General features: G+C 63.9%; 19 protein-coding genes. 4 read left to right on the forward strand and 15 right to left on the reverse strand.

Annotation, left to right across the window (positions count from 1 at the left end; translation table 11 throughout):
* Positions 1–19: 19 nt before the first annotated feature.
* The 12 genes from R2N03_RS08455 to flgB all read right to left on the reverse strand — a co-directional run bounded on the left by R2N03_RS08455 (position 20) and on the right by flgB (position 11453).
* Positions 20–763 (reverse strand): YoaK family protein, encoded by a 744-nt coding sequence (locus R2N03_RS08455; RefSeq protein WP_012430739.1) that lies wholly within the window; start codon positions 761–763, stop codon positions 20–22.
* A 62-nt stretch (positions 764–825) separates the two neighbouring features.
* Positions 826–1785: a flagellar hook-associated protein FlgL gene (gene flgL, locus R2N03_RS08460; protein ID WP_316657229.1), complete on the reverse strand. Its 960-nt coding sequence runs from the start codon at positions 1783–1785 to the stop codon at positions 826–828.
* 67 nt (positions 1786–1852) lie between these two features.
* Positions 1853–3790, reverse strand: a complete 1938-nt coding sequence (flgK, locus tag R2N03_RS08465) for a flagellar hook-associated protein FlgK (RefSeq protein ID WP_012430741.1) — start codon at positions 3788–3790, stop codon at positions 1853–1855.
* Positions 3791–3905: 115 nt separating this feature from the next.
* The gene (gene flgJ / locus R2N03_RS08470; RefSeq protein ID WP_316657230.1) at positions 3906–4991 is read right to left on the reverse strand and encodes a flagellar assembly peptidoglycan hydrolase FlgJ; all 1086 of its coding nucleotides are present in this window, start codon (positions 4989–4991) and stop codon (positions 3906–3908) included.
* Positions 4992–5007: 16 nt separating this feature from the next.
* Positions 5008–6126: a flagellar basal body P-ring protein FlgI gene (locus R2N03_RS08475; RefSeq protein WP_316657231.1), complete on the reverse strand. Its 1119-nt coding sequence runs from the start codon at positions 6124–6126 to the stop codon at positions 5008–5010.
* Between the two features lie 10 nt (positions 6127–6136).
* Positions 6137–6880 (reverse strand): flagellar basal body L-ring protein FlgH, encoded by a 744-nt coding sequence (locus R2N03_RS08480; RefSeq protein ID WP_316657232.1) that lies wholly within the window; start codon positions 6878–6880, stop codon positions 6137–6139.
* Between the two features lie 33 nt (positions 6881–6913).
* Positions 6914–7696, reverse strand: coding sequence for a flagellar basal-body rod protein FlgG (gene flgG / locus R2N03_RS08485; RefSeq protein ID WP_012430745.1), 783 nt, complete (start codon positions 7694–7696; stop codon positions 6914–6916).
* Between the two features lie 36 nt (positions 7697–7732).
* Positions 7733–8470 (reverse strand): flagellar basal-body rod protein FlgF, encoded by a 738-nt coding sequence (flgF, locus tag R2N03_RS08490; protein ID WP_012430746.1) that lies wholly within the window; start codon positions 8468–8470, stop codon positions 7733–7735.
* A 29-nt stretch (positions 8471–8499) separates the two neighbouring features.
* Complete coding sequence (gene flgE, locus R2N03_RS08495) at positions 8500–9708, reverse strand: flagellar hook protein FlgE (protein WP_012430747.1); 1209 nt, start codon at positions 9706–9708, stop codon at positions 8500–8502.
* 39 nt (positions 9709–9747) lie between these two features.
* Positions 9748–10395 (reverse strand): flagellar hook assembly protein FlgD, encoded by a 648-nt coding sequence (locus R2N03_RS08500; RefSeq protein ID WP_316657233.1) that lies wholly within the window; start codon positions 10393–10395, stop codon positions 9748–9750.
* Positions 10396–10432: 37 nt separating this feature from the next.
* Positions 10433–10840 (reverse strand): flagellar basal body rod protein FlgC, encoded by a 408-nt coding sequence (flgC, locus tag R2N03_RS08505; protein WP_012430749.1) that lies wholly within the window; start codon positions 10838–10840, stop codon positions 10433–10435.
* A 157-nt stretch (positions 10841–10997) separates the two neighbouring features.
* On the reverse strand, positions 10998–11453 hold the full coding sequence (gene flgB, locus R2N03_RS08510; RefSeq protein ID WP_316657234.1) for a flagellar basal body rod protein FlgB: 456 nt from the start codon (positions 11451–11453) through the stop codon (positions 10998–11000).
* A 395-nt stretch (positions 11454–11848) separates the two neighbouring features.
* On the opposite strand from flgB, the gene flgA reads away from it, so the two are divergent.
* From flgA to R2N03_RS08530, 4 genes are all read left to right on the forward strand, one after another.
* Entirely contained in the window at positions 11849–12724 is an 876-nt protein-coding gene (flgA, locus tag R2N03_RS08515) for a flagellar basal body P-ring formation chaperone FlgA (protein ID WP_316657235.1), read from the forward strand.
* Positions 12725–12835: 111 nt separating this feature from the next.
* Positions 12836–13156, forward strand: a complete 321-nt coding sequence (flgM, locus tag R2N03_RS08520; protein WP_012430752.1) for a flagellar biosynthesis anti-sigma factor FlgM — start codon at positions 12836–12838, stop codon at positions 13154–13156.
* A gap of 121 nt (positions 13157–13277) precedes the next feature.
* The gene (locus R2N03_RS08525) at positions 13278–13739 is read left to right on the forward strand and encodes a flagella synthesis protein FlgN (protein ID WP_012430753.1); all 462 of its coding nucleotides are present in this window, start codon (positions 13278–13280) and stop codon (positions 13737–13739) included.
* A 453-nt stretch (positions 13740–14192) separates the two neighbouring features.
* Positions 14193–14888 (forward strand): LuxR C-terminal-related transcriptional regulator, encoded by a 696-nt coding sequence (locus tag R2N03_RS08530; protein WP_316657236.1) that lies wholly within the window; start codon positions 14193–14195, stop codon positions 14886–14888.
* Between the two features lie 112 nt (positions 14889–15000).
* Here R2N03_RS08530 and R2N03_RS08535 read toward each other — a convergent pair whose 3' ends face one another.
* The 3 genes from R2N03_RS08535 to R2N03_RS08545 all read right to left on the reverse strand — a co-directional run bounded on the left by R2N03_RS08535 (position 15001) and on the right by R2N03_RS08545 (position 17444).
* Positions 15001–16059: a porin gene (locus R2N03_RS08535; protein ID WP_012430755.1), complete on the reverse strand. Its 1059-nt coding sequence runs from the start codon at positions 16057–16059 to the stop codon at positions 15001–15003.
* Positions 16060–16319: 260 nt separating this feature from the next.
* Complete coding sequence (locus R2N03_RS08540) at positions 16320–17048, reverse strand: GntR family transcriptional regulator (protein ID WP_012430756.1); 729 nt, start codon at positions 17046–17048, stop codon at positions 16320–16322.
* 105 nt (positions 17049–17153) lie between these two features.
* The gene (locus R2N03_RS08545; RefSeq protein WP_012430757.1) at positions 17154–17444 is read right to left on the reverse strand and encodes an H-NS histone family protein; all 291 of its coding nucleotides are present in this window, start codon (positions 17442–17444) and stop codon (positions 17154–17156) included.
* Positions 17445–17640 lie beyond the last annotated feature (196 nt).

Below are 17640 nucleotides of genomic sequence, written 5' to 3' on the forward strand. Positions count from 1 at the left end.
GGTCGCGGCCTGGGCGCGCTTACCGACGGCGTGCCAGCAAGTCATCCACCACCGGCACCACGGCCAGCAGCATCAGGATCGACGCCAGCGGAATGGTGGCGGCATAACCCAGGTGCTTGAATCCCAGCGCGCCCGTCACCCCGCCCACGAAGAACATCGCCAGCAACGAGGCCAGCAGCCGCAGCTTGGGCCGGTTGGCGACCACGGCGGGCAGATTGCGGTGGCCTTGATTCCAGTACAGCGCCTTGCCGATCTCGATCCCGATGTCGGTGGCCAGCCCCGTCACGTGCGTGGTCCGGATCTCAGCCTTCGAGATTTTCGTGATGATCGCGTTCTGCAGGCCCATCATGAAACACAGCAATGCCACCGTGGCCGGTACGAACACCACGCGGTATTGCCCGAGCGACGTGCCCATCAGACCGAAGAGCAGCAACAGCCCGGCCTCGAGCATCAGCGGCAATGCGAATTCGCTGTGCGTGCTGCGGCGGCGTCCCCAGTTGACCATGACGGCCGTGCAGGCTGCGCCGCACACGAACGCCAGCAGCGAGGCAAAACCCGCCAGCACGAGGACCGCGTTGCCCAGAACGAGATCGTCCGCCATCGCCGAAACGATGCCGGACATGTGGGACGTGTACTGCTTGACCGCGAGAAAACCACCCGCATTGGCGGCACCGGCCACGAAGGCGAGCGACTGCCCGAGGCGCCGGTTGGCGTCGTCGGTGCGCTCGGTGCCCGTCAGGCGACGGAGGTATTGGATGGGCATGACCAGTCCAGGCGGTAGTGGAGCCGACATTATGCGCCGCGCCCTGTCACCGCCTCGTCAGGTCAGGGGTTGATGTACTGGAACAGCGACATGCCCTGCATGGCGGTAAACGTCTTCTGCGCAGCCTGCAGCGACACCTGCTGCTGCGAGAACTGCGAGATGGCGCTCGTGTAATCCACCGACTGCAGCTTGGAGATCTGCTCCTTCAACTGCTCGCCGTAGTTCGAGCCGCTGCTGTTGAGCGTGGTGATCTGCGCCTGCTGCGTGCCCACCGTCACCTGCGCCTGCAGTGCGACCTGATAGGCATTGTCCAGATTGCCCTGCGCCGTCTGCACGGCCTTCTGCAGGTTGGCAACGTCAGTGGCCTGGGTGGCGGCGTTGATCGGGGTCGAGAGCGCCGTGATCAGGTTTTCGTATGTCTTGAAGATGCTCTGATTGGCCGACGGATTGGCAGGGTCGGTATTCGGTATGCGCACGAACACGGAATCGCCCGCGACCGAATTCGGCATCGAGATGTTCTGCGAGACCTGCACCGTGGGAGGCTGGCCGGTGCCGACATACTGGACCGAGCCGCCCGAGCTGACAAACGGATCGGTCGTGCCGTTGGCACCGCCGAACAACGCCACGCCCGACGGATCACGCTGGTTGGCGATCGACAGCAATTGCTGATACTGCTGCTTGACCTGCGCCAGCACGCCGATGCGTTGCGAATCCGTCATCAGCGAAGTGTTGGCCCCCACCATCGACTGCTTGCCCTGCTGCAGCGTCGTCACCAGGTTGGTCAACGCCGACGAGACGTTCGTCAGCCGTGCGTCCGTTGCGTCACGGTTGACCTGGTATTGGTCATTGGCGTCCTGCGTCTGCTGCAGTTGCGCCATCTGGCCAAACGCGCTCGGGTTGTCACCCGCGCTATTGAGCGCAATGCCGCTCGCGAGCTGCTGCTGCAACGTCAGCAGGTTCGATTGCGTGTTCTGCATTGAGGCGCTGGACAGCGCGAAGAACTGGGCGGTACTGACTCGCATGATCGATCCGGGCGGATGGCTATAGAGCGTGTAATCGGCAGTCTGGCGTGATTCTTCAGTGGCGCGATCAGCCGTTGGCGATCGACAGCAGCGAATCGAACAGCGAATTGGCCGTCTGCATGACCTTGGCCGCTGCCTGATAGGCCTGCTGGTACTTCATCAGGTTCATCGCTTCATCATCCAGATTGACGCCCGAGACGGATTGCTGCTGCGACGTCGAGCTTGCCAGCAGCGCCTTCTGCGACGTCAGATTGGTACCGGCCGTGTTGGCCTGCACACCCACCTGCGTGACCAGACTGTTCCAGGCCGTACCGATGGAGGCGGTGCCACCGTCGAGCAGCGTGGCGTTGCGCAGACTGGCAAGCGCACTGGCGTTGCCGTTGTCGGTACTGTTGGCCGTATTGGCCGAGATGGTGAAGGTATCGCCGTTGCCGGGCGTGCCGGAGAGCGTCATCTGCACGCCGTTGAAAACGTACGTCGCGCCCTGCGTGTAAGGTGCGGTGCCGCCGGTGTAGGTGGTGGACGTGCCGTTGGCAGTCACCGTCACGGTGCTCGGAAAGCCCGAGAGTGACCCGCCCACCGCCGAACTGTAGGTCAGGCTGATCGGCGACGTGAGCGGCGAACTGGCGTACGTGCTGTTCACACTGAGGGACGACACTGCTGCGCTACCCGTGTTGTTGCTGCCCTGGGTGAGCACCACCGGCGTGGCGGCCGCCACGTCGTGATAATCGGTGGTCAGCGTCTGCATCGTGGCGGCGGCGTCGGCGGTCGGACGCACGAGGAAGGAGTCGCCGCTGTTCATCGTGCCCGACAGGTTGAGCGTGACGCCGTCGATGATGGTCGGCCAGCTCGTCACGGTCTGAGACGCAGAGCCGTCCGGATAGTGCGAGATGGTGTAGGCGCCGCCCTGGTACTTGACCTGGTAGTCGTAACCCTGGCCCGCGTTGGCGTTGGTGATGCTGGCCGTGAGGGTGGCGCTGCCGGTGTTGTTGCTGCTGGCTGCAACGCTGGGCCCGGCCACCGAGAACAGATCGGTACCCAGGTTTCCGTTGGCATCCATGCCCAGCTTGTTCTGCGTGTTTACGTCGGCCGACACGGCTGCGGCGAGACGGCCGAGGCTGTTTTGCGCCGGAATGAGCGTGTTGCGGCGGAAATCCATCAGCCCGCCCAGCGCGCCACCGCCCAGTTGGCTGTCATCGATGGTGACCGTACCAGCCGGACTCTTGTAGCCCACCGACAGTTGCGTCGGGTCGTACTCCGACGGCACTGCCGTCAGCTGATAACTCTGGTTGCCCTGCACCAACGCCTGGCCGTTGCCGACGTAGATGTTGTATTGCCCGTCGCCGGTCTGCACCACGCTCGCCTTGATCGACTGGTTCAGCGTCTGGACAAGCTGATCGCGCTGGTCACGCAGATCGTTCGCAGGCTGACCGGTGGAGGCCTCAGCCTTGGCAATCTGGTCATTCAGGGCGGCGATCTGCTGGGCGGTGCCGTTGACGGAGCTGATCTGCGTCTGCACCTGCGTATTCACCTGCCCGGACAACGCATTCAGCTGCCCGGCAATGGAATTGAAGCGGCTCTGCAGACCGGATGCCCCGTTCAGAAACACCTGACGCGCAGTCGTGCTGGATGGGTTGGAGGCCAGCCCATCGGCGCCATTGAAAAAACTGGTGAGCGCCGAACTGAGGCCACTGTTGGAGTCCGACACGTATTTGCTCAACCCCGAAAGGAGGCTATTGAGCTGGTCAGCCGCGCTCGTGGCGGCCTGGCCGTTCTGCACCTGCGCGGTCAGAAACTGATCGTAGATGCGCTTGACGGTCGTGACATTGGCACCCTGGCCCAGATAGCCAACGCCCGCGTATAGCGGAATATTCTCCGTCTGCACGGCTTCCTGCCGCGAATAGCCTGGAGTATTCGCGTTGGCAATGTTGTTGCCGGTCACCTGCAAGTTGATATCGGCAACCCGCAGGCCGGTCGCGCCAATGTTCAGGAGGGAGCTGCTCATGGTTGTCTCTGTGCGGGCGGCACGATACCGCCGGGATGGGCCCTGGAAACAACATCGGCCGGCTCAGGACAAACTTGAGTCGGCCGACGCAATTAAATGTGATCAAGAATCAACTTCAAACGATCTGTCTGAGCACCGCCATGATCTTGTTGGCGTAATTCGGATCGGTCGCATAGCCCGCCCGCTGCAGGCCCTTGGCGAATGAAGCCGCGTCGTTGCCGTTGCCCGCCGCCACGACATGGCTGTAGCGCGGGTTGTTGGCCAGCAGGTTCGCGTAGTCCTTGAAGGCTTCCGCATACGAGCCGTACGCACGGAACTTCTCCTTGACCTTGTGCGCGACGCCGCCGACGTATTCGGTGGTGGTCACCTCGGCCGTCTTGCCCGTCCATGATCCGCCAGCCTTGATGCCGAACAGGTTGTGCGTGTTGCTGCCGTCCTTGGCATGGATCTCGCGGCGCCCCCAGCCGCTCTCCAGCGCGGCGTGGCCGATCATGAAGTTGGCCGGAATCCCCGTTTCCTGCGCCGCCTGCGTGGCGTGGCCGATCAGCTTGTTGTAGAAGCTCGTCATGCGTTCGCCGCGCGGCTCGGATGCCACGGTGGACAGATCCACGTCGGGCGGTGCGCTGGCGGTGTTGCTTTCGGCTTCGGCCTGCTTGCGCAGGGCAGCCAACGCGCGCTGCACGCGCGCTTCCAGGCCCGGTCGCGGCACGGTGCTGATCCCCGAGCCATCGTCTTCCACGCCGGAGGCGGCAGATGCCGCCATGCTGTTGAGCGACGAGCGCGCGATCGCCTTGGCCGCGTCGGTGGCAGAGCCGCCCGCGCCGGGCAGCGCGGTATTCGTTGCCGTCGTGCCCGACAGGGCTGTATTCACCGGCCCTCCGGCATCCGGGTTCACTCGGTTGGCCTGGCGCAGCATCTGCTTCAGCAGTTGATCCGCCACGCCCACGCCGCGCGCGGCCATGGTCTGCGAGAGCTGCTGGTCAAGCATCGACGTGTACATCTTGCTCGACGACGAATCGAGCAGCCCAGTCTGCGGCGACGCATCGCGCATCTGCTTGAGCATCATGTTCACGAAGATCGCGTCGAACTGCTTGGCGACGGTTTTGGCTGCGCCGGTCGGGTCCGTACGCGCCGCCTGCTTGAGCGACTCGAAACCCTTGGAATCGAGCGCCAGACGGCCGGTGAGGTCGGTCGGGTTCATCTTGGCCTCCCCCGCGTCAGATGATTTCCAGGTCGGCGCGCAGCGCGTTGGCCGCCTTCATCGCCTGCAGGATCGAGATGAGGTCTTGCGGGTTGGCGCCGATCGCATTGATGGCCTTGACCACATCTGCCAGGTTGGTACCGCCCTTCACGTTGATGAGGCTCCCTCCCTGTTGCTTGACCTCGATGTTCGAGCGTGCCGCGGCCACGGTCCGGCCTTGCGAGAACGGCGCAGGCTGGCTCACGACCGGTTCGGTGCTGATGGTGACCGAGAGATTGCCATGGGCCACCGCGCAGGGTTCAAGCTTGACGAGCTGGTTCATCACGACCGAGCCGGTGCGAGCGTTCACCACTACGCGTGCCGCAGCCAGCGCTGGCGTGACTTCGATGTTCTGCAGCTTGGCAACAAACCCGACGCGGTCGGAGGCGAGCGCCGGTGCGCGCACGTTGATCGTGCGGCCGTCGGCGGCCTGCGCGGTGTCCATGCCAAACTGCTTGTTGATCGCGTTGACGATGTTCTGCACCGTGCCGAAATCGGTCGTGCCAGTGTCGAGCTGAATGCTGCCGGCCTCACCCACCGAGGCCTGCACGGCACGTTCCACCGTTGCCCCGTTGGCGATGCGGCCAGCGCCGAGCTGATTGATCTGTACCTTGCTGCCATTGGCTGCCGCGCCTGCGCCGCCAATCACGACATTGCCCTGTGCCAGCGCGTAGAGCTGACCGTCCACACCCTTGAGCGGCGTGAGCAGCAGCGTGCCGCCGCGCAGGCTCTTGGCGTTACCGATGGAAGACACCGTCACGTCAATCGTCTGGCCAGGCCGTACGAACGCCGGCAGCGTGGCCGTCACCACCACGGCAGCCGTGTTCTTGAGCTGGATGCTCGCCCCGGCCGGCACGTTGATGCCGAACTGCGTGAGCATGTTGTTGAAGCTCTGGATCGTGAACGGCGTTTGCGTGGTCTGGTCGCCGCTGCCGTCCAGGCCGACGACGAGGCCGTAACCGATCAGCGCGTTGTCGCGTACGCCGGCAACGGTGGTCAGATCCTTGATGCGGTCAGCATGTGCCGTGGTCGGAACAACCGCCGAAATCGCGCTCAGTGCCACCAGGGCCGCGCCGATGATGCGATGCAAATTCATGGCAGCTTCCTCAGAACGGCGACACGGTCAGGAAGAACCGCGACAGCCAGCCCATCTGCTGCGACTCGGCCACATAGCCCGTGCCGCGATATTCCATGCGTGCGTCCGCCACCTGGGTGGACAGCACGGTGTTCTGGTTGTTGACGGTGGTGGGGTTGACCACGCCCGAGAACTTGATCGACTCGGTGCCCTGGCCCACGGCCATCTGCTTTTCGCCGCTCACCACCAGGTTGCCGTTGGAGAGGACCTCCACGACCGTCACGGTGATCGTGGCGGTGAAGTTGTTCTGCGCGCCATTGGCGCCCTTGCTGTCGAACTTGTTGGTGTCGCTTGCCGACACACCGAGCAGCGACAGCACGCCCGCGTTCATGCCGGCGAAGGTCGGCACCGAAGCGCTCATGCTGCCGGTGCGGTTGACGCTGCCGGAGGTCTGCTTGCTGGCCGCCGTGTTCTCGGTGATGACGATGGTGATGGTGTCGCCGACCATATGTGCACGGCGGTCTTCGAACATGCCCCGGAAGCCTCCGCTGCCCGACGCCACCTCCTGGTAGATCGCCCCGTTCTGGCGCGGCGCCATCACCGGCATCGGCGGGCGCGCGGTGGTCGGGCCCTGCACGATCGGCGCCGGCGGTGGCAGCATGCCGCACGCCGTGGCCAGCAAGGCGGCCGTGCCGAGCACGGCGAGTCGAACCATCCGTAACCGGGACACAGCGCGGCCGCTGTGCGTGGGCGAGTAAACCGGGGGGGTATGCATCGCAGAACTTCCTTGAAAACAACGCCGCCCAGCTTAGAGCTGCGACAGCTTCTCCAGCATCTGGTCGGAGGTCTGCACCGACTTGCTGTTGATCTCGTACGCGCGCTGCGTCTGGATCATGTTGACCATCTCTTCCACCACGTTCACGTTGGACGTTTCCACGTAGTTCTGGTTGAGCACGCCCACGCCGTTCGATCCCGGGTTGGCCAGGTTGGCGGTGCCGGACGCTTCGGTCTCGGCATACAGGTTCTCGCCCATGCTGCGCAGGCCGGCCGGGTTGATGAAGTTGGCCAGCTGAAACGTACCCACCTGCGTGTTGTTGACCGAGCCCGGCGTGGTCACCGTCACCACACCGTCCTTGCCGACCGAGAAGCTCGTGGCGTTCTGCGGCACGGTGATGGCCGGTTGGATCGGGTAGCCGCTGGACGTCACCAGCTGACCCTGGGCGTTGACCTGGAAGCTGCCGTCACGCGTGTAGGCCAGCGTGCCGTCAGGCATCTGCACCTGGAAGAAGCCGTTGCCGTTGATGGCCACGTCGGTCGCATTGCCGGTCTGCTGCAGGTTGCCCTGGGTGTGCAGGCGCTCGGTGGCCACGATGCGCACGCCGGTACCGATCTGCATGCCCGAGGGCAGCGTCGTCTGCTGCGACGACTGCGCACCCGGCTCGCGCACGTTCTGATACAGCAGGTCTTCGAACACGGCGCGCGAGCGCTTGAAGCCGGTCGTGTTGACGTTCGCCAGGTTGTTCGAGATGACATCCAGCTGCGATTGCTGGGCGTCCATCCCGGTCTTGGAAATCCACAGGGAGCGAATCATGTTCGAGTCCTTGGTTAATTCAAATCAGGCCCGCCGTCAGGCGTGGCGCAGCAGTTCATTGGCCGACTGGGCATTCGTGTCGCTCGTCTGCAGCGATTTCATCTGCATCTCGAGCTGGCGCGAAATCTCGATCATGTTGACGAGCGAGTCGGTGAGGTTCACGTTGCTGCCTTCCAGTGCCCCAGGCGTGATGCGTACGTTTTCGTTCACGTCGGCATCCTGTCCGTCGCGCTGGCGGAACAGGCCGTCGGTGCCGCGGTCAAGGTTGGAAGGATCGATGCTGACCAGCTTCAGCCGACCGAGAGACACAGGCGGCGTCACGTTGTCGGCACTGATCGCATTGACCGTGCCGTCCTTGGCGAACTGCACCGTCGTGTTGGGCGGCAGGGTGATCGGGCCACCATCGCCCATCACCGGCTGGCCAGACAGCGTCACGATGGTGCCATCGGGGTTCAGCTGGAACGTACCCGCACGCGTATAGGCCTCGGTGCCATCGGGGGCTTGTACGGCAAAGTAGCCTTGCCCGTCGATGGCCACATCCAGCGCACGACCGGTGGTCTCGATCGGGCCGGGTGTCACGTCCGTGCCGATGGCCGAGGCCATCACGAAGCTGCGCGTGGGCGAACCGTCGCCCTGCACGCCCACCGTATGGAACGCATCGATCTGCGCCTTGAAGCCGGTGGTGCTGGCGTTGGCAAGGTTGTTTGCGCTGGCCGCCTGTTGGTCGAACAGGTGCTTCACGCCAGTCATCGATACGTAGATCGAGCGATCCATGCAAGGCTCCTTGGTGGGCGGTCAGACGATTACATGGTCACCAAGGTCTGCAGGATGGTGTCCTGCGTCTTGATGGTCTGTGCGTTGGCCTGGTACGAGCGCTGCGCGATGATCATGTTCACCAGTTCCTGGCTCAGATCCACGTTGGATTGCTCCACCGCGGAGGACTGCAGCAGACCAAACGAGCCCATGCCCGGCGTCCCGAGGTTGGGGGCGCCCGAGTTGGACGTCTCGACCCACTGGTTGCCGCCGATGTTCTGCAGGCCTTCCGGCGCCTTGAAGTTGGCCATCGCGATCTGGCCCAGCGTGGCGGTACGGCCGTTGGAGTAGCGCGCCGTGATGGTGCCGTCGGTGCCAACCGAGTAGCTGGCCAGGCGGCCCGTGGCGTAGCCGTCCTGCGTGACGCCGGGCGCGGTGTCGTTGTAGCCGCCGCCGTACTGCGTGGTGCCCGTGAAGTCCATGCTGGCGATGCTCATGCCGGCAAACGACACGGCGATCTTGCTGGGCGTCGAGGTCAACTGGCCGTTGCTGTTGAACGTGAGCGTCGTCACCGGGTTGCCGCCGGTGGGGTTGTTGCCATCCACCTGCGAGTACACATCCCAGCCTGTCGCGGTACGCACGTAGTAGTTGGTGAGCATGTGCGCCGTTCCCGTGCCGTCATACACCTGTTCCGACACGGAATGGTTGAACGTGGCCGAGTTGGTGGGCGAGAACGGCGTGGTGGTCGGTGCGGTCGCTGCAGCGTCGAGGTTGATGCCGAACGCCGTGTTGGTGGTCGCGAGCGGGGCCAGGTCGTTGACCGGAATCTGCAGGTTGGTCAGCACGGCGGTGTTGACCTTGCCGGTCGAGTCCACGCCGTAACCGGTCAGGTTCTGGCCGGTGGCAGAAATGATGTAGCCGTTCTTGTCGGTCTGGAACTGGCCGTTACGCGAATACGACACCTGGCCGCTTGCCGTATCGACCATGCGATAGAAACCCGTGCCGTTGATGGCGATATCCAGCGGGTTGCCGGTAATGGTCACGTTACCCTGCGTGAACGACTGCGACACCCTGGTCACTTCCACGCCCTGCCCGACCTGGTTGTCGGACGCGCCCACCAGCGAGCGCGCATACACGTCGCCAAATTCCGCGGTCGATTTCTTGTAGCCGACCGTGTTGGCATTGGCGACGTTGCTGCCGATCACGTCGAGGTTTTTGGAGGCGGCGTCGAGACCGCTCAGGCCTTGCTGGAATCCCATAGTGTTCTCCCGTGGAAGATGAAAAGCGGGTTCGACCCGTTATTGAATGGTGGTGACGTCCGACAGCTTGGCCGTATTGCCCGAGGCCAGTTGCAGTTGCGTCGTGCCGTTGGTGATGGTCACGCCCGTGACCTTGTCAGCGCCAAGGGCGTTGGCCGTGGCTGCCTTGCCACCCAGCGTGGCGGACACCGAAATGCTGTAAGTGCCGTCCGCCACCGAGGTACCGCTGTCGTTCTTGCCGTTCCAGGTGTAGTTGCCCGAGCCGGCGCTCATGCCGCCAAGATCGACCTTGCGGACGGTGTTGCCGCTCGCGTCCTTGATCGTCACGACCACGTCGTCGGCGCCGTTGGGCACCGAGATGCCGAAGTTCGCCGAGCCCGAGGCAAGCGTCAGCGTGGAGGACGGCACCTGCACGGTACGCCCGATCAGCGACGACGCCTGCGTGGCGGCGTTCTGTGTGGCCATGCTCGACATCGTGGTGTTCAACTGCTGGATACCGTTCACCGTGTTGATCTGCGCCAGCTGCGAGGTCATCTGCGAGTTGTCCATCGGATTGAGCGGATCCTGGTTCTGCAGCTGCGCAACCAGAAGCTGCATGAACGTGTTCTGCAGATCGGTGCCGCTGGTGATGGACAGGTTGTTGCTGGTATTCGTGCTGGGGGTGCTGGTGGCGGAAGTGACGGTCATGATCGTGTCTCGCGTGTCTCGGTCGGGCTGGCGCCGCTTACTGACCCAGGGTCAGTGCCTTGGCGGCCATCGTCTTGGTGGTATTGGCGACTTCCACGTTGGCCTGGTACGAACGCGAAGCGGAAATCATGTTGACCATCTCGTCGACCACATCGACGTTCGGCATGGTCACGTAGCCGTCGGCGTCGGCCAGGGGGTTGCCCGGCTGATGCATGCGCTTCATGGGCGTGACGGTGTCTTCCACCACCCGGTCGACCGACACGCCGGTGGCGTAGTCGTCAGACTCCTGTACGGGCGTGAACACCACCTGCTTGGCACGGTAAGCCGTTCCGTTCGGGCCCGTCACGCTCTCGGCATTGGCCAGGTTGGAGGCTACGACGTTCATGCGCTTGGACTGCGCGGTGAGCGCGCTGCCAGCCACATCCATCACCTTGAATAGCGACATGTTGGTTCCGCTGTCTTAAAGCTGTTTCCGGACTGCGTCCGTTGTTGTGTGGGCGCTCTCCGGGCCAGATCAGCCTGGCCCGGGGCGCCGCATCACTCCCGCCCCTCTTTCTCGCCGCGCCTGACTGCTGCGCGATCGTCTTGCCTATTGCGCCGCGCTAGCTGCTCTGAATGGCCGCCAGCATCGACTTGATCTTCTGCGTCACGATGTTCAGGTCTGCCTCGTAACGCACCGTGTTGTCGGCGAAGCGCATGCGCTCGCCGTCCATGTCCACCGTATTGCCATCGATGGACGGCTGCTGCGACGTGCGGTACTGCACGTCGCCCTGCAGCGCCTTGGTCTGCTGCGACAGCGAAGCCTGCATCAGCGCCACTTCACCGGCCGGCGCGCCGTCAACCGTCAGATGGCCTGCAGCCGTTGCCGTCATCGGCAGGCTGTTACCGCTTTGCTGGCCGACCGCCTTCTGCAGCGCCGACTGGAAATCGAAGTCGCGCGCCTTGTAGTTGGGCGTGTCGGCGTTGGCGATGTTCGAGGCCAGAATCTGATGCCGCTGCGAGCGCAGCCGCAGTGCCTGCTCCTGAAAACCGAACAACTGATCCAGCTTGTCGACCATGTTTGCCATTCCTCGCGCGTGGCGCGTGATTGCTTGCGCCACCCGCCGGGTTCGTGTTTCGAATGCCGTGGGACCGAGACACCGGCATTGGCGGCCCCTTCAAAACCGCCAATGCCGTCTCCCAAACCGCTTGTTGCTGAGTTGCCGTCATGCAGCCTCAGTGGCGAAAGCCTGTCTGCGGATCCGGGGGCCGTCGGGAAAACAGCCGCCGGGGCAGGTCGCGCGAGCAAAGAGCACACACCGCGCAACGCCAGGGACTTCACCACGTTGCAAAGTCTAGGGGCCGGTGCGCAAGCGCATTCGTCCGAATAAGGGGGGGATTGACCGACATTTCCGCATTTGGCCCTCGCACACGCGTGGCTACACTTCACCGGACTTTTGATGGAGGGCTTTCCATGTCCACGCGGTTTGCACGCAGCGCGCACCCCCCGACCCGATCAGGCGCCACGGCCGTGGGGGCGGCCGCGCGCGGGCGCGGAATCCTGACCGTTCTGGCGCTGGCGCTGCTGGCAAGCCTCGCCCATCCGATCCTGGCGCGCGCCCAGGGCATGGTGCGGGTCGGCTACCCGCCGGCGGCCGCCAACCTGCACACGCCCGCTCAAGGTATCCAGCCCGCCACCACGACCATTCAGGGTCCGAACGCGATCCAGATGCAGATTCAGCAGCAGTTGCAATCGCAACTGGACATCCTGGGTGGCACGAATGACGCAGGCGCGCCGCGCGCATCCGTAGAGGTCGGCCCGGTCGACCCGCGCATTGCCAACCAGCCGTGCGACCAGATCGACCTGATGCTGCCGGCCGCCAACCGCCTGCGCGGCCGTATACAAGTGGGGGTCCGCTGCCGCTCCCCGCATGCCTGGGCGGCATGGGTCCCGGCCACCATCCAGATCACGGGAACGTATTACGTGGCCTCGCATCAACTGTCGCCCGGCAAGACGCTCGACATGGGCGATCTCGAAGCCCGTACCGGCGACCTGTCCATGCTGCCGCCCTCCGTGGTGCAGCAACCCGCCGACGTGGTCGGCCGCGTGCTCGTGACCAGCGTGGCGGCCAACCAGCCGCTGCGCGCCGAAAGCCTGCGCCTGCCGATTGCCGTGCAAGCCGGCCAGACCGTCAAGCTTGTCGCTGAAGGGGGTGGCTTCCAGGTTACAAGCGACGGGCGCGCCCTGAATCAGGCCGCAGTGGGCCAGGTTGCGCAGGTACGGACCGCCAACGGCAACGTCGTTTCGGGCATCGCGCAGTCTGTTGGCGTGGTTGCCATTCAGTTTTGAGACGAATTAATCACTTGCACAGTGTGATGATCCGTCGATGTTCCCCGCTAAAGTTTGGGTCGGGGTTGGCCGATATGGGTGTTAGGATGAACGCGCTCTTCGGAGACACCCGTGAAAATCAACCATATCGTCAACAACGCACCGGCCGCCGTGCCGACCAAGGACGCCACGTCCGGGTCGACGCGTGCCGCGAGCACGACTCCGGCCAGCACCGCGGCCTCGGGCTCGGCGCGCCACAGTGGCGACACCCCGTCGCTATCGGTCCAACGCGTCTCGCGCCAGGTGGGCAGCGGCGACTTCGACGCCGCGCGCGTCGAGCAGATCCGCAGCGCCATCCAGAGCGGCACGCTCAAGATGGACGCCGGCAAGATCGCCGATGCGGCGCTTTCCGCCGCGCAATCGCTGCTCTCCACGCGATCCAAGAAGGTCTGACGGGAGCTTCCCGTCTTCCGTCCCCCAATTCTGATGACGCCGCCGGCCCACACGGGCTGACTGCGGCGGGGCGGTATGCCAGCCGGCGGCTGCCCAAGCTACCCTGCTGGAGGCAGTAGCCATGGACAACACTCTTCTGATCCGCACCCTCGCCGACGAACAGGAACTGCTGCGCGCCGCCACCCAGACGCTGGAGGCCGAAGCGCAGGCGTTGCGCGACGGCGACATGGCCGAACTCGAGCGCATCACGCAGACCAAGCAGAAGCAGCTCACCGCCCTGGGCGAAGCCGATCGCGAGCGCCGCCTCTGGTGGGCGCAGCATGGCGGCGCCGACCCGTATGGGCTGGTCAAATACCTCCGCTCGGACGACACCGCCAGCCGCCTCTTCGACGAGAATCTCGCGCTCGCACGCACCCTGCGCCAGCGCAATATCGAAAACGGCACCCTCATCGACCTGCGCCTGCGCGCCACGCAGAATGCGCTGTCCGTGCTGCATGCGGCCAACAACGGCGGCGGCACGCCCTATGGCCGGGATGGCAAGCAACCGCTGTCGATGCCGCGCTTCTCGGTGGTTGCGCAGTAAGCCTCGACGCGCCCTCCTGCTGCTGTACGCCGCCTTCCGTGCACGTCAATGCGCGTGAAGTGGGGCTAGCTGCTGCCCTCTGATCCTGCTATCTATAGAGGGGCCTAGTACACGCGTCCATCCGGGTAGATAAAAGGGTTTACATCCCATTGATGGGTGCAACAAGCATGCTGGGGATTTATTCTGCGGATTTTGGCGGGGTTAATCCTCCGCGCCTGGCGACATAAACAAGAAAACCGGAAGGAAATTGCGCCTGAACGGCGTGCCAAGGTTTTGGCCCGGCGGCACCTTACCCAGGTGACCACCGGTTGAACGGGGAAACATACCGAAACCGCGCGCCGTTGCATTTCTACCAGCAACGTCTGTATTGGTTTGGATCGCGCCGATCCAAATCGACGTAGCACCAGCTGATTCCGGAAATGGGCAAACAACCATAACCAGACAGGCGGCGCAGTGAAATCAATCGTAGTCGAGGCCCACCCTTTGGTGCGTGCTGGCGCAACCCATGTTTTGCAGTCCCTGCCGGCCATTTCCGAGGTCGTCAGTGTCGAGCCGGACGAGACCCTCTTCGAAAATCTGGCGGCGCATGCGGACGCCGAACTGGCGCTGGTCGGCCTGCCCATACCGGGTATCGACGATGTGCCGGCCCTTTCCCGGCTGCTGCAACAGCCGCGCCCGAGGCATATCGCCGTGCTGGGTGAAACGGACTCCGCCGCGCATGTGCGCGCGCTCATGCAGTTGAATGTTTCAGCGTATCTGCTGAAAAGCTATTCCGGCAAATTGATCGCAGCGGCATTGGAACTGGTATTGGCAGGCGGGCGTTATGTGCCGGCCTCCGTCGTGCTCGCCCGGCCAGAGGCCATTGCCGCGGCATCGCCCGGCGGGAACAACGATTGCGCAATGCTCGGACTCACCCAGCGCCAATACGAGATCCTGGTATTGCTCTCACGCGGACACCCCGTCAAAACCATCAGCCGCATGCTCGGCATTTCGGAAGCGACGGCCAAGGCGCATATCAACGCGCTCTATCGCCGGCTGGAAGTCCGCAGCCGCACCGAGGCCGTATTCGTCGCCACGCAGCGCGGCGCGATGCTGTTGAATCACCCGCAGCTGGCCGAGCCGCCTCTGCGCCTGGCGCGTACCGGCTGACGCTTTTTCCATCGCCGCCGCATCACAAAAAAGCGGCGCCCCTGGTGGGGCACCGCTGGAAGCACCCACCCGCACTGTCGACATGCGGGCGGCGACAAGGAAAGCAAAAGATTTAGAACTTTGCGCGGACGCCCACGCCGAACGTATCAGCCGACGACAGATCGGACACCTTGTCTCGGAAGTACGCTGCATACACATCGGTGCGCTTGGACAGCGAATAGTCATAGCCGACCGCCCAGGTGTTGCGCTTGACGTCTGCCGCGCCCGTCGTTTTGGTGTACGCGTACGACGCCAGGACGCTGCCCGGGCCCACCGGAATCGACACGCCGAGCTGGCCGCCGTTGCTCTTGGCGTCGCCGGTGCTGATCGTGTTCTTGATGTACTGGTATTGGCCGTACAGCTTGACCACGCCAAAGTCGTAGGTAGCACCCAACTGCCCCGCCGTCTGGCGCGCAAAGCCAGCCACCAGGCTGTTCAGGTCGCCAGGCGCGCCATCGAAGCGCACCTGCTGGAACGCCGCCGTGGCTGCAAAGTTGCCACGGAAGTACAGCAGGCTGCCGCCCCACTTGTTCTGACCGTTGTGGCCGGCTTGCTCGCCCGCGCCGTAGATCAGGTTGGCCGTCAGGCCACCCATGTCAGGCGTCGAGTACATGATCGAGTTGTCCCAGCCCGAATCGCCCACCAGCCCCGAAATGCCCGCAGCACCGGTACGGCCGTTGCCGAGGTAGGTATGGAACACCATCGGCGAGAAGGTGTACGAATCGATGAACGGATTAAACAGGATCGTCGAAACAAAGTACGGCGGGGTGTTACGACCCAGCTTGACCGAGCCCCACGTGTTCGACTCCAGGCCGACGAACGAATTACGGGCAAAGAAATGGTCGCCGTCAAAGCGGCCGGCCTTGCCGGTGTCGGGGCGGAAGAAGGCTTCCAGCGTGAAGATCGCCTTCAGGCCGTTGCCGAGGTCTTCGCTGCCCCTCATGCCCCAGTACGACGTCGACATGCCGCCGGAATTGACGCCCCAGGCACGGTCCTGGCCGAAGTTCTTGGTTGCACCCGCCCAGGCGTCCACCTGGCCGTAGAGCGTGACGGACGATTGTGCCTGGGCCGCGCCCGCGGTCAGGGCTGCGGCGGCCAGCACCGCCAGCTTGAAACGTCGCTTGAATTGCATGATTGATTGCTCCCTCGTGTGGTTCCGTTGTGTTGAATCGGCTGAGTGCGCTTTCCGCGGGCGGGTGGCTCAACCTGCCGCGCAGCGTCGGCGCGAGTGAATGCAACAGCCGTGCCAATACGCTGCCGGCAGGCCGTGGCATCACGGGTGAATACGTTTGCTTGGGAAGGGGCGCAGACTAGCTTGAATACCCCAGGCAGACAAGTCCCCGCATAGGGGTGTGTAGCGCGGTTTCTGCACCGGACTGACGCAGTGTCGGATCAGTCGTTTTGCAGGACGCGGATGTCAACTTCGCGCGTGTAGCGATCGGGCGAGAAATCGCAATACGTCAGCGAAATCGGCATGTCGGCCACGCTGTAGCCGATGCGGCGCACGCGCACCAGCGGTACCCCGGCCTTCACGTCAAGCTGCGCGGCCTGATGGGCATCTGCCACGCAGGCCAGCGGGGCCTCCCGCGAGCGGGCGATGGTCAGGTTGGCGCGCTGGAACACCTGTACGAACAGACGGTCCTCGAAGTCGCGCGCCTCGAGCATGGCCGCCAGCCGCGACGTCAACCACGTGCGCAAGAGCATGACCGGCTGCCCACCCACCTGGGCGCGCCGCTCGACGAAGGCGACTTGCGCGCCCGGCTCAAGCCCCAGGGCGGCCGCCACGGTGTGATCGGCCGGCTCCAGCCGGAACGCACTGACGGTATAGACGGCACCAGGCGTGTACTCGAGCGCCGCATCCGACTGGCCGGGCGCGTAAAGTACCGGCCGATGCGGCCCCACCCGGTCGAGCACTACGCTGCGTTGTCCGCGCGAGCGCTTGAGCAGCCCGCGCGCCGCAAGCTCGTTCAGCGTACGGCGCGCCGTCAGCCGCGATACCCCGTAGCGCAGAGCCACTTCGTTCTCACTGGGCGCAACGCTACCGGCCGGCAACGCTCCATGCAGGATGTCGAGCCGGATGCGATCGGCCAGTTCAAGGTATTTAGGCAGGCGGGGCGTCATGCGCACGTTATACCGGAATGATCGTGGCGCGCGCCAATGAAAACGGCCCACCGCATGAGGTGGGCCATTTCCAATTGCCGTGCGCGCTGGGCGCCAATCAGGCGATCAGGCGATCAGGAACTTGTCGCGATTCTTGCCGATCCAGGCCGGCGCACGGCCGCGACCCGACCATGTTGCACCTGTCTTCGGATCGCGATACTTGGGAGGGACCGGCGCCTTGGCACCGGCACGGCGACCGCGACGCGGCGCCAAGCCCAGGTCTTCAACCGTCAGGCCATATTCGGCAACCGTCTGGCGCACTTGCTGGATCACGGTTTCCAGCTCTTTGGCGCGAGCGGTTTCGATCTGTTCTTCCAACTTGGCCTTTTGGGCAATCAATTCCTTGTATGTCGCCATATACGCTCCGGATAAAGTCTGGTGTGGGTCAGATATTAGATCAATTCTATTCTTAACAGAAACGATTTTTCAACATTGCCCCTCCGTACCGCAAGCGTCCATCAAGCACATGCGCTCGCATCAATCAATTCACGCACATCGGATGCTGTGCAATCCACCACAAAAATCGAATTGAAGCATTGGATTAACGCGCGCG

This window comes from Ralstonia condita (assembly GCF_958405655.1).
Lineage (GTDB): Bacteria > Pseudomonadota > Gammaproteobacteria > Burkholderiales > Burkholderiaceae > Ralstonia > Ralstonia condita.

Bases quoted from the DNA above. Each gene is read 5' to 3' on its own strand.
- flgJ (WP_316657230.1), bottom strand. From the start codon at position 4,991: ATGAACCCGACCGACCTCACCGGCCGTCTGGCGCTCGATTCCAAGGGT.
- R2N03_RS08540 (WP_012430756.1), bottom strand. From the start codon at position 17,048: ATGACGCCCCGCCTGCCTAAATACCTTGAACTGGCCGATCGCATCCGG.
- R2N03_RS08480 (WP_316657232.1), bottom strand. From the start codon at position 6,880: ATGCATACCCCCCCGGTTTACTCGCCCACGCACAGCGGCCGCGCTGTG.
- R2N03_RS08545 (WP_012430757.1), bottom strand. From the start codon at position 17,444: ATGGCGACATACAAGGAATTGATTGCCCAAAAGGCCAAGTTGGAAGAA.
- flgE (WP_012430747.1), bottom strand. From the start codon at position 9,708: ATGGGATTCCAGCAAGGCCTGAGCGGTCTCGACGCCGCCTCCAAAAAC.
- R2N03_RS08500 (WP_316657233.1), bottom strand. From the start codon at position 10,395: ATGACCGTCACTTCCGCCACCAGCACCCCCAGCACGAATACCAGCAAC.
- flgB (WP_316657234.1), bottom strand. From the start codon at position 11,453: ATGGTCGACAAGCTGGATCAGTTGTTCGGTTTTCAGGAGCAGGCACTG.
- R2N03_RS08455 (WP_012430739.1), bottom strand. From the start codon at position 763: ATGCCCATCCAATACCTCCGTCGCCTGACGGGCACCGAGCGCACCGAC.
- flgG (WP_012430745.1), bottom strand. From the start codon at position 7,696: ATGATTCGCTCCCTGTGGATTTCCAAGACCGGGATGGACGCCCAGCAA.
- flgK (WP_012430741.1), bottom strand. From the start codon at position 3,790: ATGAGCAGCTCCCTCCTGAACATTGGCGCGACCGGCCTGCGGGTTGCC.
- flgA (WP_316657235.1), top strand. From the start codon at position 11,849: ATGTCCACGCGGTTTGCACGCAGCGCGCACCCCCCGACCCGATCAGGC.
- R2N03_RS08525 (WP_012430753.1), top strand. From the start codon at position 13,278: ATGGACAACACTCTTCTGATCCGCACCCTCGCCGACGAACAGGAACTG.
- R2N03_RS08475 (WP_316657231.1), bottom strand. From the start codon at position 6,126: ATGAATTTGCATCGCATCATCGGCGCGGCCCTGGTGGCACTGAGCGCG.
- flgF (WP_012430746.1), bottom strand. From the start codon at position 8,470: ATGGATCGCTCGATCTACGTATCGATGACTGGCGTGAAGCACCTGTTC.
- flgL (WP_316657229.1), bottom strand. From the start codon at position 1,785: ATGCGAGTCAGTACCGCCCAGTTCTTCGCGCTGTCCAGCGCCTCAATG.
- R2N03_RS08535 (WP_012430755.1), bottom strand. From the start codon at position 16,059: ATGCAATTCAAGCGACGTTTCAAGCTGGCGGTGCTGGCCGCCGCAGCC.
- flgC (WP_012430749.1), bottom strand. From the start codon at position 10,840: ATGTCGCTATTCAAGGTGATGGATGTGGCTGGCAGCGCGCTCACCGCG.